The following is a 16,930-nucleotide window of genomic DNA, read 5'->3' as shown; positions in this document are numbered from 1 at the left end:
GGCCGCTCAGTTCAGCCAGGCGGTCAGCGCCAGCCCGGCGACGCCGATATTGATGATCAGCAAGGCCAGCGTACGCCGGCGATTGCTTTCGATGCGCGCCACCAGCTGGGCATTCTGTTCGGCCAGCGAGGCGATCACTTCGCTGGCCGTCAGCATCTGCGCGTGCAGGGCGTCGACGCGAGCCTGCAGCTCGGCCACCCGGTCCTCCGGCGAAGCCGCCGGCATCGGGGCCGCGGGCTCGCTGGCCGCGCCCTTGCCGCCGACCTTGTTCCACAATTTGCGGGCGCCGTCAGCGACCACCGGCGCATTCTTGATCACTTCGCTCCAGGGAACGTTGGAGAGTATCGTCATCCATCCGATGGCCATCGGGCAACTCCTTTGCGTGTTTCGTCCGGACCAAGCATAGCAAGCCCGGTCCGGATTTGAATGCCATTTTCCGGAAGCCCGGGCCCGGATTTTCCTGAACGAACCCCGGTTCAGTCGGCAAACTGCGGCGGACGGCGCTCGCGGGCGGCCTGCATTGCTTCGTTCAGGTCGGACGACAGCAGCATGGCGGCATTCCAGGTGGCAACGTAGGAAAGACCGTCCGCAACGCTGTGGTCGCGGCTGTAGTTGAGGATTTCCTTGCTGCCGCGCACGGCCAGCGGCGACTTGCCGGCGATGCGGCGGGCGATGGCGAGTACGCCGGCGTGCAGCGCTTCGGCATCGACCCAGACCTGATTGACCAGGCCGCTGCGCAAGGCTTCGTCGGCGCCGAGGTCGCGGCCGGTGTAGGCCAGTTCGCGCGCCAGCCCCGGCGCGATCAGGCCGGGCAGACGTTGCAACGAGCCGACGTCGGCGACCATGCCGATATCGATTTCACGCACCGAAAACTGCGCGTCGCTGCTGGCATAACGCATGTCGCAGCAGCAGGCGAGATCGAGCCCGCCACCCAGGCAGGCGCCCTGGATGGCGGCGAGCACCGGCTTGCGGCAGCGCTCGACGGCGCCGAGGCAGTCCTGCAGGTCGAGGATCAGCCGGCGTAAAGCTTCGCGGCTGCGCGCCTGGTCCGGATTGGCGATGCGCGCCATGATGCCGCCGAGCATGGCGAGGTCGATGCCGGCGCAGAAATGCCGGCCGGCACCGGACAGCACGACGACGCGCACGGCCGGCGTGGCGTCGGCCCAGTAGAAGGCGGTGCGCAGTTCCTGCCACAGCGCGTCGTCGAGGGCGTTGGATTTGTCGGGGCGGTTCAGGCGCAGTTCAAGGACGCCGTCGGCCAGCGTCGGCTCGATGACCGTCAGTTCGGGAAATTGCATGGCGGACTCCAAAAAAACACCCCCGACGGGCGGGGGTGAAACGCAGGGATGGAGAAAGTACAGCCGAAAAATCAGGCGTCGAACAGTTCGCTGCCGAGACCGGCAATCGCCGCGTCGCCGGCCATCACGGTGGCGGCGTAGGCGTTGGCCTGGGGCAGCATCTGGTCGGCGTAGAAACGCGCGCTGGCGAGCTTGTTGCGATAGAAGACCTGGTCGCCCTCGCCCCGCTCGAGGTAGCCGGCCGCAGCCAGCGCGGCCTTGCCCATGAACCAGCCACCGCAAACGGTGACGGCCAGGTGCAGATACGGTACGGCAGCGGTCAGCACGCCGCCGAGGCCGGTTTTGGCGTTGGCCGCCAGCCACTCGGTGGCTTCGGTCCAGGCCTTCAGGGCAACACCCAGGCGCTGGCCGATGGCCTGCAGCTCGGGCTTGCCGGAGGCACCGAGCGCCTTGGCAGTGGCGTAAACCTCGCCGAAGACGATCTTGGCGGTGGCGCCCTGATCGCGCATCAGCTTGCGAAACAGCAGATCGTTGGCCTGGATGCCGGTGGTGCCTTCGTAGATGGTGGTGATGCGCGAATCGCGCCAGTGCTGCGCGGCGCCGGTTTCCTCGATGAAGCCCATGCCGCCGTAGATCTGGACGCCGAGCGAGGTCACTTCGATGCCCATTTCCGTGCCGCCGCCCTTGACGATGGGGATCATGAATTCGGCCAGGTAGAGCGCCTTCTTGCGTTCCTCGGCATCGCTCAACGCATGCGCGCGGTCGAGCAGACCGGAGGTGTAATAAGCCAGCGCGCGGCAGGCTTCGACGCGCGACTTCATCAGCATCAGCATGCGCCGGATGTCCGGGTGCCTGTCGATGGTGACCAGCGCTTCGCCGGTGACGGCATCGCGGCCCTGCTTGCGTTCGCGGGCGTAGCCGAGCGCCTGCTGGTAGGCACGCTCGCCGAGCGCGATACCCTGCAGGCCGACGCCGAGGCGGGCTTCGTTCATCATGATGAACATGTATTCGAGGCCGCGGTTCGGCTCGCCGAGCAGGTAGCCGATGGCGCCGCCGTTGTCGCCGTAGGCCATGACGCAGGTCGGGCTGGCGTGAATGCCGAGCTTGTGCTCGATAGAAACGCAGTAGGCATCGTTACGCGCCCCGAGCGAACCATCGCCATTGACCATGAACTTGGGCACCAGGAACATCGAGATGCCCTTGACGCCGGCCGGTGCGTCCGGCAGGCGGGCGAGCACGAGATGGACGATGTTCTCGGTCATGTCGTGGTCGCCGTAGGTGATGAAGATCTTCTGGCCGAACACCTTGTAGCTGCCGTCGGCCTGCGGCTCGGCGCGCGAGCGGATCAGCGCCAGGTCGGAACCTGCCTGCGGCTCGGTCAGGTTCATGGTGCCGGTCCATTCGCCGGAAATCATCTTCTCCAGGTAGATGGCCTTGAGTTCGTCGCTGGCGCAGGTCAGCAGCGCTTCGACGGCGCCGGTGGTGAGCAAGGGGCCGAGGCTGAAAGCCATGTTGGCCGAGCAGAGCATTTCCTTGACGGCGATGCCGAGCGTGTCGGGCAACCCCTGGCCGCCGAATTCGGCGGGCGAGGTCATGCCGTTCCAGCCGGCGTCGCGGTACTGGGCGTAGGCTTCCTTCCAGCCGGTCGGCGTGGTCACGCCGCTGGCGGTCAGCTTGCAGCCTTCCTTGTCGCCGGTACGGTTGAGCGGGGCCAGGACTTCGCCGGCAAAACGGGCGGATTCTTCCAGGATGGCGTCGGCCATGTCGGCCGTGGCTTCCTCGAAGCCCGGCAGGCTGCTCAGCTCCTTGAAGCCGGCCAGTTCGTCCATGACGAAGCGCATGTCCTTCACGGGGGCGCGATATTCACTCATTGCTTGTCTCCAGATTGTTGTTTTCAGAACGGATTGCTGCACAGCGCCGCTTTGGCGCTGCGGTATTCCTGACGCAGGCGGGCGACCAGATCGGCCGTCGGCATGACCTCGTCGATGGTGCCGACACCCTGCCCGGCCCCCCAAATGTCCTTCCAGGCTTTGGCGTCGCGGGCGCCACCGAAGCTCATCGCGCTTTTGTCCTTGACCGGCAGGTCGTCCGGGTCGAGACCGGCGGCGACGATGCTCTTCTTCAGGTAGTTGCCATGGACGCCGGTGAAATACGGCGTATAGACGACATCCTTGGCGGCGGAATCGAGGATCGCCTGCTTGTAGCCCTCGACCGCATTTGCTTCCGGCGTGGCGATGAAGCGCGTGCCGATGTAGGCGAAATCAGCGCCCATGGCCTGCGCGGAGAGGATGGCGCTGCCGTTGGTGATCGCTCCCGACAAGGCAATCGGGCCGTCGTAGAACTTGCGGATTTCGCCGACCAGCGCGAACGGGCTGAGCGTGCCGGCATGGCCGCCGGCGCCGGCGCAGACCAGGATCAGGCCGTCGACACCGGCCTCCAGGGCCTTCTCGGCGTGGCGCACGCTGATCACGTCGTGGAAGACCTGGCCGCCATAGGCATGCACGTGCGGCACGATCTGCGTCGGCGCCGACAGGCTGGTGATGATCAGCGGCACCTCGTGCTTCACGCACAGCGCCATGTCGTGCTCCAGGCGCTCGTTCGACGGATGGATGATCTGGTTGACCGCGAACGGCGCCGCCTGCGGATCGGCGGCCAGCTCACGCTTGATGCGCAGCAGCCAGTCGTCGAGCATTTCCTTGGGGCGGGCATTGAGCGCCGGGAACGAGCCGATGACGCCGCTCTTGCACTGGGCGATGACCAGGTCCGGGTTGGAGACGATGAACATCGGCGCGCAGATGACCGGCAGCGTCAGGTTACGGTTGAGTGAAGCGGGAATGGACAACTCAGGCTCCTTCCTTGAGGGCGCGGCGCAGGATCTTGCCGACGTTGGTCCGCGGCAGGTCGTCGCGGAATTCGATGTGTTTGGGAATCTTGTAACCGGTGAGCACGGTGCGGCAGTGCTCGATCACGTCCTTTTCGGTGATGCGCGGATCCTTGCGCACCACGAAAATCTTCACCGCTTCGCCGGAATGCTCGTCGGGCACGCCGATGGCAGCGACGTCGATGATCCCCGGCAGCATGGCGACGGCTTCCTCGACTTCGTTCGGATAGACGTTGAAGCCGGACACCAGGATCATGTCCTTCTTGCGGTCGACCAGATAGACGAAGCCTTTCTGATCGACGTAACCGACGTCACCGGTGCGCAGGTAGCCGTCCGGGTAGAAGACGTTGGCGGTCTCGTCCGGGCGGTTCCAGTAGCCCTTCATCACCTGCGGGCCGCGGATGCAGATTTCGCCGACCTGGCTGACCGGCACTTCGGTGCCGCTGTCGTCGCGGATCGAAATTTCCGTCGACGAAATCGGCAGGCCGATGGAACCGTTGAAATCGTGCAGGTCGAGCGGATTGATCGTCGCCGCCGGGCTGGTTTCGGTCAGGCCGTAGGCCTGCATCAGCGGCACCCCGACCGTCTTCAGCCAGCGCTCGGCCACTGGCGCCTGCACCGCCATGCCGCCACCCAGCGTGACGTTCATGGTCGAGAAGTCGAGCTTGGCGAACTCCGGATTGTTGAGCAGGGCATTGAACAAGGTATTCACGCCGGTCACCACGCTCACCGGATACTTCGACCATTCCTTGACGAAGCCCGGAATGTCGCGCGGATTGGCGATCAGCAGGTTCCTCGCGCCGATCATCAGGAAGGTCAGGCAGTTCGCCGTCAGCGCGAAGATGTGATACAGCGGCAAGGCGGTGATGATCAGTTCCTGCCCCTCGCGCACCGCTGGCTTGATCCAGTTGTAGGCCTGGGTGACGTTGGATGCGATGTTCGCGTGGGTCAGCATCGCCCCCTTGGAAACCCCGGTGGTGCCGCCGGTGTATTGCAGGAAGGCGATGTCGTCGTGATCCAGCGCCACCAGCTGCCAGCCGTGCCGGCGACCGCTTGCCAGCGCGCTGTTGAAGCTGATCGCCCCGGGCAGTTTCCAGGCCGGCACCAGCTTCTTCACGCGACGCACGACGAAATTGACGAGGTGGCCCTTGAGTCCGAGCAATTCGCCCATCGGCGTGACCACGACATGACGGATCGGCGTGCGGGCGATCACCTGCTCCAGGGTATGGGCGAAATTCTCGACGATGACGATGGCCGTCGCCCCGGAATCCTTCAACTGGTGTTCGAGTTCGCGCGGGGTGTACAGGGGATTGCAATTGACCACCACGCAACCGGCGCGCAGCGTGCCGAACAAGGCCACCGGGTACTGCAGCAGGTTGGGCATCATCAACGCCACCCGCTCGCCCTTTTTAAGGCCCAGCGATTGCAGCCAGCCGGCGAAGTGCTTCGATTCCTCATCGAGCTGCCGGTAGGTCATTTCCTTGCCCATGCTGATGTAGGCGACCTGATCGCCGAACTTCGCACAGGCATCCTCGAACAGGACCACCAGTGACGGAATGTGGTCGATGTCGATTTCGTGCGGTACCCCTGCGGGGTAACTATTGCGCCAGATTTTTTCCATTTTTGTCTCCTCCGCCTTTGCGCCGGTAGTGATTTTTCTCGGCAATGTAGACCGTGCGTTCGACCACGGTATGTACCGTGCCGTGCCTGTCCTTCAATTCGACCGTATAAGTCCGCTCAAGCTCCGGATATTCCACCAGGGCGCCGCGAATTGCTGAAATTTCTTCCTCCGGCAACAGGAAATCGGCGTACAGCGTGGTGTAACCCGGCTTGCGGTAACGGATGCTGGCCGCCTTGTCCCAGACGATGTAGGCATCGCCCAGCGCCGCCATCAACATCATCGGATGCGCGCCATCGGTGATCGCGAACAGCGAGCCGCCGTAGATCGAGCCGACGATGTTCTTGGTCCTCCAGTTCAGCGGCAGGCAGATGCGGATGTGGCGCAGATCGCGCGCCACATGCACGACCCGCCCGCCTGTCCCGCGAAACGCCGGATGCAGGTTGAAGCCCAGGCGCACCATGCGGGCGCGCCAGGCCGGCGAGAGTTTGGCGAGCCAGGCGGGTTTCATCAGACCCGTTCGATGATGCCGGCCGCACCCATGCCGGTACCGATGCACATGGTGACCATGCCGTAACGACCGCCGGTGCGTTGCAGGCCGTGCGTCAGCGTGGCGATGCGGATGGCGCCGGTGGCGCCGAGCGGATGGCCGAGGGCAATGGCGCCGCCGAGCGGATTGACCTTGTCCGGATTGATCCCCAGTTCCTGCATCACCGCCAGCGACTGCGCGGCGAAGGCTTCGTTGAGTTCGATCCAGTCGAGGTCGTCCTGGCGGATACCGACCTGAGCCAGCACTTTCGGAATGGCGGCAATCGGTCCGATGCCCATGATTTCCGGCGCCACGCCGCCGACGGCATAGCCGGCGAAACGGGCGAGCGGCGTCAGGTTGTGTTCCTTGAGCACCTTCTCCGACACCAGCATGACCGCACCGGCACCGTCCGACATCTGCGAGGAGTTGCCGGCCGTGACCGAACCGCGCGCATGGAAAACCGGCTTCAGCTTGCCGAGACGTTCCAGCGAGGCATCGGCACGCGGGCCTTCGTCGGTATCGACGACACGCTGGCGCAACTTGATGTTGCCAGACGCCAGGTCAGGCAGGCTTTCGCTGATCGCGTACGGCGTCGTCTCGGCCTTGAAGTGACCGGCGGCAATTGCCGCACAGGCCTTCTGGTTGGAGGCGAGCGCGAAGGCGTCCTGGGCGTCGCGGGAAATCTTCCACTGGTTCGCGACCTTTTCTGCGGTCAGGCCCATGCCGAAGGCGATGCCCAGATTTTCCTCCTTGGCGAAGATCGCCGGGTTCATCGACATCTTGTTGCCCATGATCTGCGGCATCACCGACATCGACTCGGTACCGGCGGCGATCATCACATCGGCCAGGCCGAGGCGGATCTGGTTGGCGGCATCAGCCACCGCCTGCACGCCGGACGAGCAGAAGCGGTTGATGGTGATGCCCGGCACGGTGATCGGCAGACCGGCCAGCAGCGCGCCGATGCGGGCGACGTTCATGCCCTGTTCGGCTTCCGGCATGGCGCAGCCGACGATGACGTCGCCGATGCGCGCCGGATCGATGCCCGGCACCTGGGCGACCACGGCCTTGATGACTGCGGCCAGCATGTCGTCCGGGCGCACATTCCTGAACATGCCGTTGCGCTTGGCGACCGGCAGTCGGGTGGCGGCGACGATGTAGGCGTCTTGAATCTGTTTGCTCATTTTTCTCTGTCTCCTGACCCGATTAGTTGCGAAGCGGCTTGCCGGTTTCGAGCATGTGCTTGATCCGGGCCTGGGTTTCGGGGGTTTTCAGCAATTCGACGAAGAGGCGGCGCTCGACGGTGATCAGCCATTCCTCGTCGACCAGGCTGCCGGTTTCGACTTCGCCGCCGCACAGCGCGATGGCGGCCGACTTGGCGACCTTGTAGTCGTGCGCGGAAATCATGCCGCCCTCCTTCATGTTCACCAGCATCATTTCCAGCGTCGCGATGCCGTTCTTGCCGGCGACCGGGATGGCGCGGGCCATCGGCGGCGGTGCGTAACCGGCATCGGCCATGGCACGCGCTTCCTTGATGGCGACGAAGAGCAGTTCGTGGGCGTTGAACAGGATGGTGTCGGAAGGCTTGGCAAAGCCCATGTCGATGACTTCGACCGCGCTCTTGGCAACCTTGGCCATGGCGATGGTCTGGAACACCGGCTGCAGGAAGTTGAACACTTCCCCCGGCGTTGCCGATTGCGCGGCCCAGTCGGCAGCGCGTACGGCAAACTCCTTGCAGCCGCCGCCGGCCGGAATCAGGCCGACCCCGGCTTCGACCAGGCCGACATAGCTTTCCAGCGCCATGACGCGCTTGCCGGCGTGCATGACGAATTCGCAGCCACCGCCCAGCGCCATGCCCTGCACGGCGGCAACGGTTGGAACCTGCGCGTATTTCAGCGTCTGCGAAGCGCGCTGGAACTTCTCTACAGTCTTTTCCAGCATGTCGAACTGGCCGGCGGCACAGGCTTCGCCGACCTGCTGCAGGTTGGCGCCGACAGCGAACGGCGCTTCGTGCCAGACGACGACGCCGTCGAGCGTCGTTTCCGCCTGGCGGACAGCGGCGATCAGGCCGTCGAGCACTTCGTCGCCGATGGTGTGCATCTTGGACTTGAAGGAAATGATGCCGATCCCGCCATCGATCGCCGGCAGACGCCACAGGCGAACGCCGTCGTTTTCGTAGAGCGTTTCGCCCGACTTTTCCGGCACAGCACCGGCTTCACCGAGCACACGCTCGGGGAAGAGCTGGCGCTGGTAAACCGGCAGCGTCGAGCGCGGCACGTAAGCATTCTTGCTGGCGGAATACGAACCTTCGGCGGTATGCACGCCGGTACGCCCCGCTTCCAGCGCCCACGCCGGCAGCGGCACATTGCTCATGCTCTTGCCGGCGCCGATGTCGGCAGCGACCGCCTGGACGATGTCGCGCCAGCCGGCGGCCTGCCAGGTTTCGAACGGCCCCTGCGCCCAGCCGAAGCCCCAACGCATCGCCAGATCGAGATCGCGGGCATTGTCGGCGACGTGTTCGAGCTGCACCGCCGCGTAGTGGAAGATGTCGCGGAAGATGGCCCACAGGAACTGCGCCTGCGGATGCGTCGCGGCACGGAGTGCAGCAAACTTCTCGGCCGGATTGCGCATCTTGAGGATGGCATCGACTTCGGCGGCGATTTCGCCGGCCGACTTGCGGTAATCCTGCGCGGCCAGGTCGAGCACCTGGATTTCCCTGCCCTGCTTCCTGAAGATGCCGCAACGGGTTTTCTGGCCCAGCGCGCCCTGCCCGATCAACGCCTGCAGCCACGCCGGGGTCGTGAAGTAGCGGTGCCACGGGTCATTCGGCAAGGTGTCCTGCATGGTCTTGACGACGTGCGCCAGGGTGTCGAGGCCAACGACGTCGGCGGTGCGATAGGTGGCGCTCTTCGGACGGCCGATCTTCGGGCCGGTCAGCGCATCGACTTCGTCGAAACCGAGGCCAAAGGCCTGGGTGTGGTGCATGACGGCGAGGATGGAGAAGACACCGATACGGTTGGCGACGAAATTCGGGGTATCGAGCGCACGGATGACGCCTTTGCCGAGGCGCGAGGTCAGCCAGGTTTCCAGCGCATCGAGCGTGCCGGCATCGGTGCTCTGCGTGGCGATGATTTCAACCAGGTGCATGTAGCGCGGCGGGTTGAAGAAATGGATGCCGCAGAAGCGCGGCCGGATGGCTTCCGGCAGGCCCTGGGCCAGCGCGTTCATCGACAGGCCGGAAGTATTGGAAGCGACAATCGCCTTGGCGCCGATGTGCGGCGCGATCTTGGCGTAGAGGTCGTTCTTCCAGTCCATGCGCTCGGCGATGGCCTCGATGATCAGGTCGCAGTCGGCGAGCAGCGGCAGGTGCTCGTCGTAATTGGCGGCGTCGATGAACTTGAGCTTGCCCTTGCTGGCGAGCGGTGCCGGGTCGAGCTTCTTGAGGCCGTCGAGGGCCTTGTTGACGATGCCGTTCTTGTCGCCTTCCTTGGCCGGCAGGTCGAACAGCAGCACCGGCACATTGGCATTGGCGAGGTGGGCGGCAATCTGCGCGCCCATCACGCCGGCACCGAGTACCGCGGCTTTCTTAACGATCAGCTTGTTCAAGCTTGTCTCCTTTTGTTGGTCTGGTCTGGTTTCGTCAAAAATAAAACGAACGTTTGAATTATAGACAGTGCGCACTTCCGGTCAAGGCATTTTTCCTTGCCCGTTCAGTGACTGGCGGTTTTTGCTCCCGCCTGGCCGGGAAGTTTCACCAGGAAGGCGGCCAATGCCGGCAGGAGCAAGATGGCACCGGCCATGTTCACGATGAACATGAAGGCCAGCAGGATGCCCATGTCGGCCTGGAACTTGAGCGCCGAGAAGGCCCAGGTACCGACACCGATGGACATCGTCGCGGCCGTGAAGCCGATTGCCGTGCCGCGCTGGCGCAGCGCCTCGAGGAAGGCGGCAGGCAGGCTGACGCCCTTGTGCAGCTCGTGCTCCATGCGCTCGTAGAGGTAGATGCCGTAATCGACGCCGACGCCGACGCCAAGCGCGATCACCGGCAGCGTGGACACCTTGAGGCCGATGCCGAGCAGCGCCATCAAGGCGTTGCACAGCACGGCAACGATGGCCAGCGGCAGGATGATGCACAGCGTCGCCCGCCACGAGCGGAACTCGATCAGGCACAGCAGGCTGATCGACCCGAACAGCAGCAGCAGCATGGTCACTTCGGCAGCATCGACGGCTTCGTTGGTCGCCACCATCACGCCGACATTGCCCGAAGCCAGCTTCAGTTCGAGGTTCTCGGACGGATTGGCGGCGATGAACTTCTTCACTTCGTTCACCACATGGGCAATCGTGCTGCCTTCATGGTCGCGGGTGAAGATCATGATCTGCATGGCGTTGCAGTCGGTATCGAGCAGACCGGTGCTGGTGTCGATCGGCGTCACCGACTGGGCAAGGATGCTCGGATCGCGCGACAGCACGCGCCAGCGCGGATTGCCTTCGTTCCAACCGGCGTTGACGGTCTTGGCCATGCCCGGCAGCGAGAGCACGCCCTGCACGCCATGAACGTTGCGCATCGTCGACTCGAAGCGGTCGAGCGTGTCCATGATCGTGAAATCGGTGCAGGCGCCGTCGACATTGCGCGACTGGGCGATCACCGACAGCACATCGACGCCAATCGAGAAGCTGTCGACGATGGCCGCCGTATCGCGGTTGTAGCGCGAGTCGTCGTGCAACTCGGGGATGCCCTTGCCGAGGTCGCCGGTGCGCAGGTCGCGCGATTGCCAGGTGCCGACGGCCAGCAGCACGGCGGCGGCGACCAGGATGAGCAGCGCCGGCCGCGGCGCGGCGGCACGCTTCAACCACACCCACAACCAGTCACCGCTGTTCTTGCGGCCGGCCGAGCGTTGCCGCTCGCCGGGCGACAGGTCCATCCACGACAGCAGGATGGTCAGCAGCATCTTGTTGGTCACGATCATCAGCGCGACGCCCAGACTGGCGGTGATCGCCAGTTCGCGGACCATGTCGATCTCGATGTAGAGGATGACCATGAAACCGAGCGCATTGGCCAGCAGGGCCATCGCCCCGGGCATGAACAGCTTGAGGAAGGACTTGTGCGCGGCGGTCAGGCCGTCGGCGCCGCCGATCACTTCGAGCTGCCAGGCGTTGGTCATCTGCACCGCGTGGCTGACGCCGATCGAGAAGATCAGGAAAGGCACCAGGATCGACATCGGGTCGATGCCGTAGCCGAGCAGCGGCAGCAGGCCGAGCAGCCAGATCACCGGGATCATCGCGCAGATCAGCGCGACCGCCGTCAGCTTCGCCGAACCGGAATACAGATAGAGCAGCACCGCCGTGATCACGAAGGCGACCAGGAAGAAAAGCAGGACCGCACGCGCGCCCTCGGTGATGTCGCCGACCGCCTTGGCGAACCCGATGATGTGCACGGTGACGCCGTCCTTCTGATGGCGGCTGCGGATTTCCTCGAGCTTGCCGGCGACCGCCGCGTAATCGAGGCGGGCACCGGTCGACGGATCGACTTCGAGCAGTTCGGCGCTGACCAGCGCGCCCTTGAAATCGTTCGACACCAGGCGACCGACGCGTCCCGACTTGAGCACGTTGGCGCGAACCTCTTCAAGGTCTTCCGGGGTGCCGGCGAAATCGGCGGGAATCACGTTGCCGCCGGCAAAGCCATCCTCGACGACTTCGATGAAGCGGACGTTGGGGGTGAACAGCGACGTCACCGAAGCGCGTTCGACACCGGGCAGGAAGAAGACCTCGTCGGTGACTGCCTTGAGCGTGGCGAAGAACTCGGGCGTGTAGATGTCGCCTTCGTCGATACGCAGCGCCAGCAGCACGCGGTTGGCGCCGCCGAAGGTCTTCTGGTACTCGGTGAAGGTCTGCATGTATTCATGCTTGAGCGGGATCATCTTCTGGAAACCCGCATCGACCCGCAACTGGGTCGCCGACCAGCTGAGCGCCAGGGTGATCAGCACGAACAGCGCCAGGAAGCTGCGTCGCCAGCCGAACAGGACCTGGCCGATGGCGGTTACGACGGAATTCGTTTTCATTGTTTTTCTCCGCTTGCCGCATCGACACGGGCAACAGCGCCTTCGCCGAAAATCATTGCCTCGCCGGCGACCGGCGCCGGTACCGCCGCCGTCCACAGGCGGCTGCCCTGCACCGGCAACCGCTTGAACGACGTACCGCCGTCACGGCTGCCGAGTACGGTGCCGTTCTGGCCGACCAGCACGATGCTGCCGTCGGTCGTCATGGTGCTGCCGAACAGCGAACCGGCGCCCTCGCTGGTCAGCGTTTGCCAGCTGTCGCCACGGTCGTCGCTGCGCAGCACCGTGCCGCGCATGCCATAGACCAGCACGCCACCCTGGGCCAGCGGCTGGATGCCGAAATACGAGCCGGCGTAGGCCGGCGGCAGAATTTCCCAGTTGGCACCGCCATCGTTCGAGCGCAGCAAGGTGCCGGCCTCGCCGGCGATCATCAGGGTGCCGTCGGCCAGACGGGCCAGGGCGTTGAAGTGACGGTCGCCGTCGACGATCTGGCGTTCGTTCCAGTTCAAACCGCCGTCGGTGCTTTCGAAGACGGCACCGTAGGCGCCGATGGCCAGCACGTGCTGCGGACTGACGAAAGCGACGTCGAGCAAGGGACGCAGCTGTTCCGGCGCACTGAAAACCGCTTTCCAGGTCTGGCCGCCATCGTCGCTGCGCACGATCGCGGCATCGTGACCGACGGCAATGCCGAGCAGGTCGGCAAAGGCGACGGCATTCAGGGTCGTTTCGACGCCGCTGGGCACCCGGCGCCAGGCGCCGCCCTCGTCGTCGGAAATGAAGATGTAACCGCGCTCGCCGACCGCAACCAGGCGCTGGCCGGCGCGCTGCGTATCAAGCAGCAAGGCGTTGTTCAGGGTGATTTCGGTGGCCGGCATCGGCGGCCCCTTGCGTGCCGAGAAGGCATAGCTGACGGACAACGCAACGAAAACGGCAAAGATCAAACCTATGCTTTTGTTCATGAAGATTCCCGGAAGTTGGCATGCAGGCTGTCCTGCGGGGCCGATTTCGCCCCGCAGGAAGCCCAGGCCGGTCAGCGCTTAGCGCGTTCCGATGCCACGCAGGCCGGCCGGCGTGAAGTCCGCCGCGCTGCGCTTGGTCTTTTCCCAGACCTTGGGTTCGTCGTTGCGCAAGCCCATCGCCAGGTAACGACCGGACTGCAGGTCATGGTGCACTTCGATGGTGCCGTAGAACATCGGCACGTCGTAGAAGTTGATCGCATGCTGTTCCGAAACACGCCACAACTCGCCGCGTGCGTCGTACTTGTCGGAGACCATGATCATCCAGCTGTCTTCATCGATATAGAAGGTGCGCTTCTTGTAGATGTGGCTGGTGCCTTCCTTCAAGGTCGCCTCGACCACCCAGACGCGGTGCAGCTCATAACGTGCATGATCCGGGTTGATGTGGCCCGGACGCAGGACGTCGGCCATCTTCACCTGGTTGCCGGACAGCTTGTAGGAGTTGTACGGAACGAACAGCTCCTGCTTGCCGACCAGCTTCCAGTTGTAGCGGTCGGTGGCGCCGTTGAACATGCCGAAATCGTCGTTGGTGCGCAGACCGTCGGCGGCCGTGCCCGGATTGTCGTAGGCGACGTTCGGCGCCAGACGGACACGACGCTGGCCCGGATTGTAGGTCCACGCGGTACGCGGCTCCTTCAACTGGTCCACCGTTTCGTGCACCAGCAGGATCTGGCCGGCCAGGCGGGCCGGTGCCGTCACCGTCTGCAGGAAGTTCACCAGCTTGTTCGGCTCGCGATCCTTTTCCGGCTTGGTCAGGTTGCCGTAGGAAAAGTCATACTCGTACTCGAAGCGCACCGGCGTATAGGCGCCATCGCGCGTCACCGCCGCCTGGCTCCAGTTCATCGCATAGGTATCGCCCTTGTAGCGCATGACCGTGTTCCAGATCGCTTCCAGGCCATCCTTGGGAATCGGGAAGGGAACACCGCCGGTGGTCCCGGTCACGCCGGCACCGCCGCTGACCAGTTTGGCGCGGGTGGCGTTGGCCATCGTGTCGTCCAGATTGGCCTTCGGGAAGGTCGCGCTGCGCTGCGTCGGGTAGACGTTCATCTTCCAGGTCGGATACTTCTTGAGCATCGCGATCTGGCCCGGCGTCAGCTGTGCCTTGTACTTGTCGGCGTTGCTGGCATCGATGGTGAACAAGGGCTTGTCCGCTGCGAACGGATCGGGATAGTGGCCGCCCGGCACATGACCGGCGACCGGCTTGGTCAGGCCGCCGGTCCAGGCCGGGATCGTGCCCGCCGCATTAGCCGCTGCCTCGGCGCCCATCGGCGTCAGGCTCTTGCCCAGCTTGGCGGCATCGGCTGCCGATACCTGGGCGTGCACGGCCGTCCCGGCAAAAGCCAGAACGAGCGCGGTGCTCAGCATGGATAGGGTTCTTTTCATGTTCTATGTCTCCTGGTGTCTTGTCGTTGGTGCAGATCAGAACGAGTAGCTCAGGCTGATCGACAGGAAATCGCGGTCAACCATGGGGTTGGTGTGGCTGGAATAGGTCGCTGCCTGTCCAGCCGGCAAGGCTCCGGATGCTGCATTTGGTGTATCGGTCCCGGAGATTTTCTTGCCGCCAAAGAACGCGGTATATGCAATATCCGCTTGCCAGTTCTGGCGATAATTGAAGCCGAAACCTAGCGTCAGCGCCTTGGCACCTTCATTGAAAGTTGGGCTGCGACCATCTACGTCATGCGAGAAAGCCAGTCGCGGGGAAACCGTGACTGCGCCGATGGCATTCGGATAGTCAAGACGACCAACCAGACGATAACCCCAGGAGTTTTCCGTGGCAAAACAACCGCTTGAGTTAGAATTGAAAGCGCTGCTCGCCGACGAGCCCACCTGCGGAAGATGACATCCAGATGCAGCAAATTTGATGTTGGAGGGCAATTCCAAGCGGGTGTAGCCAACTTCACCGACTACAACCAGTTGCTCAGCACCAAATGTCGGACCAAAGGCCTTGGTACCGGTCACTTGAACCTGATGCATCTTGACGCGACGATAACCCTTGATCTCCGTACCAAATGCAACACTTGCAGCTTGCACCGGATCAGTACTGGTTAGCTGATTGCCGATACCCAGCGCCGCTCCCAGCAACTCAGCCGACGGAAGTTGCAATGGCTGGTTGGGGCGGTAGGAATACTCTCCCTGGAGGGCGATACCGTTTGGCAGAGCGGTATTGAAACTCAAGCCAAACAGCTTGATATCTTCCGGGTATTCAACAAAATAGGTTCCTGCCCGACCAGCTGCGGCTGCACAAGCAGCATTGGTTGCATTCAGAGCCGACAGGTTGGTGGCTTGTTCAAGGGTTAGTCCTTGCCCCATCAACGCGCCAATATTGCCCGCCGTATGCAATCCTCCGAACGTCGGAATATTCAACGCTGTACAAGCTGGATTACCGGCAGCAACTAGCGGAACACCCGCAGCCGTAAGGACCCCTTGTTCAAAAGCCCCGATATTATTGGAAATAGTTCCTGCTGCGCTTATGCCTCCCCGATATCCAGACACAAACGGGGTCCGACTATGATAGTTGGCATGAAAAAAACCAAATTCCGTGTTGTTTAATTCTGGCACAAAGTAACGGAAAGCAATCCCGTACTGACCATCGTCGCTCGCATCCCTATCCTTCGAACGAGGAGCCCAGAGGCGTGCATTGCCATTGACCGGGAAAACACCTGCTGCCTGATTTCCGTCATTGCGGCGACCGAAACCGGTATAGGCAATATTGCCGCCCTCCGAGACGAAATCATTGGTACTGAAGAAGGAGCCGGCTGGATCGATCTTGGTCTTCTTCCACTCGGTCAGTAGCGCCACCTCGACCGAAAGATTGTCGGTCAATTCCTGCGAGGCGTAGGCCATCGTCGTGGGGATGAAGCCTTCCTTCAGTTCCGAACCGGGTGCCCGCAGGCGGCTAACGTTGATCGGGTTGAGGACATTGATACCGTTCTGGATGAAGGTGCTTTCACCCCAGCTGACCACCTGCTTGCCCAGGCGCAGATTGAGGTTGCGATCACCAACCTTGAAATTGCCGCGCACATAGGCATCAAGAATCTCTGCATCGGAGCCAAGAATATCCCGCGCATCGCGCGTCAGGCTATCCTTGCCGCGGATCGTCGGGTCGTAGAAATACGAACCACGGACGAAGGCGCCGAAGTTATGGTATTTCAGTTCAAGATCGTGCGTCGCCTTGAGCACAGTCGACACCAGCTCGCCCCGCTTGTAGCGCAGGTTGCCGTCGTCGGAATTGGGATCGCGTGATGTTCCACCGTTAGCGATGCTGATCAGCGAACTTTCCGGCTTTTCCATGCGCCACAAGGCGCCCAGCGAAACCGTGGTATCGAAGCTGCCGCTCAGTTCGCCATGCTGGAACTCGAAAGCCATGACCGACGTCGAACCAGCCGCCAAGGCAATCGCCACCGCGGTGCCGAGCGTGGTACGCCGGAACCGCGGATAGCACGAACTTCCTGTTTTTTGTCTCATCCTAATCTCCTCCTGTTTATCAGATCGGGGATACCGATCACGTCCACTACGAGTTTTGACTACCAATTTC

12 protein-coding genes are annotated in these 16,930 nt (G+C 63.2%); all 12 read right to left on the bottom strand.

Annotated elements, in window-relative coordinates:
* Positions 1 to 6: 6 nt before the first annotated feature.
* Entirely contained in the window at positions 7 to 366 is a 360-nt protein-coding gene (locus tag Q0799_RS00405) for a hypothetical protein (RefSeq protein ID WP_298393042.1), read from the bottom strand.
* A gap of 110 nt (positions 367 to 476) precedes the next feature.
* Positions 477 to 1,298: a crotonase/enoyl-CoA hydratase family protein gene (locus Q0799_RS00400; protein WP_298393040.1), complete on the bottom strand. Its 822-nt coding sequence runs from the start codon at positions 1,296 to 1,298 to the stop codon at positions 477 to 479.
* A gap of 71 nt (positions 1,299 to 1,369) precedes the next feature.
* The gene (locus Q0799_RS00395; RefSeq protein ID WP_298393038.1) at positions 1,370 to 3,169 is read right to left on the bottom strand and encodes an acyl-CoA dehydrogenase C-terminal domain-containing protein; all 1,800 of its coding nucleotides are present in this window, start codon (positions 3,167 to 3,169) and stop codon (positions 1,370 to 1,372) included.
* Between the two features lie 23 nt (positions 3,170 to 3,192).
* A complete protein-coding gene (locus Q0799_RS00390; RefSeq protein ID WP_298393036.1) occupies positions 3,193 to 4,140 on the bottom strand; it encodes a nitronate monooxygenase family protein in 948 nt (315 codons plus the stop codon).
* Position 4,141: 1 nt separating this feature from the next.
* Entirely contained in the window at positions 4,142 to 5,800 is a 1,659-nt protein-coding gene (locus Q0799_RS00385) for a long-chain-fatty-acid--CoA ligase (protein WP_298393034.1), read from the bottom strand.
* The gene (locus Q0799_RS00380) at positions 5,778 to 6,308 is read right to left on the bottom strand and encodes a DUF4442 domain-containing protein (protein WP_298393032.1); all 531 of its coding nucleotides are present in this window, start codon (positions 6,306 to 6,308) and stop codon (positions 5,778 to 5,780) included. The genes Q0799_RS00385 and Q0799_RS00380 overlap by 23 nt, the downstream gene beginning before the upstream one ends.
* Complete coding sequence (locus Q0799_RS00375) at positions 6,308 to 7,507, bottom strand: acetyl-CoA C-acyltransferase (RefSeq protein WP_298393030.1); 1,200 nt, start codon at positions 7,505 to 7,507, stop codon at positions 6,308 to 6,310. Before Q0799_RS00375 ends, Q0799_RS00380 begins: the two co-directional genes overlap by 1 nt.
* Before the next feature lie 22 nt (positions 7,508 to 7,529).
* A complete protein-coding gene (locus Q0799_RS00370; protein WP_298393028.1) occupies positions 7,530 to 9,929 on the bottom strand; it encodes a 3-hydroxyacyl-CoA dehydrogenase/enoyl-CoA hydratase family protein in 2,400 nt (799 codons plus the stop codon).
* Between the two features lie 104 nt (positions 9,930 to 10,033).
* Positions 10,034 to 12,382, bottom strand: coding sequence for an MMPL family transporter (locus Q0799_RS00365; RefSeq protein WP_298393026.1), 2,349 nt, complete (start codon positions 12,380 to 12,382; stop codon positions 10,034 to 10,036).
* Positions 12,379 to 13,338 carry a YCF48-related protein gene (locus tag Q0799_RS00360; RefSeq protein WP_298393025.1) on the bottom strand — a complete coding sequence of 320 codons (960 nt, stop codon included), beginning with the start codon at positions 13,336 to 13,338 and terminating at the stop codon, positions 12,379 to 12,381. Before Q0799_RS00360 ends, Q0799_RS00365 begins: the two co-directional genes overlap by 4 nt.
* A gap of 78 nt (positions 13,339 to 13,416) precedes the next feature.
* Complete coding sequence (locus Q0799_RS00355; RefSeq protein WP_298393023.1) at positions 13,417 to 14,778, bottom strand: DUF1329 domain-containing protein; 1,362 nt, start codon at positions 14,776 to 14,778, stop codon at positions 13,417 to 13,419.
* A gap of 36 nt (positions 14,779 to 14,814) precedes the next feature.
* Positions 14,815 to 16,860 carry a DUF1302 domain-containing protein gene (locus tag Q0799_RS00350; protein WP_298393021.1) on the bottom strand — a complete coding sequence of 682 codons (2,046 nt, stop codon included), beginning with the start codon at positions 16,858 to 16,860 and terminating at the stop codon, positions 14,815 to 14,817.
* Positions 16,861 to 16,930: the final 70 nt, after the last annotated feature.

It is taken from the genome of uncultured Azonexus sp. (genome assembly GCF_937982035.1).
Classification (GTDB): domain Bacteria; phylum Pseudomonadota; class Gammaproteobacteria; order Burkholderiales; family Rhodocyclaceae; genus Azonexus.
The sequence above is the reverse complement of the archived record's forward strand: the minus strand, read 5'-3'. Positions and strand labels throughout refer to the sequence as shown.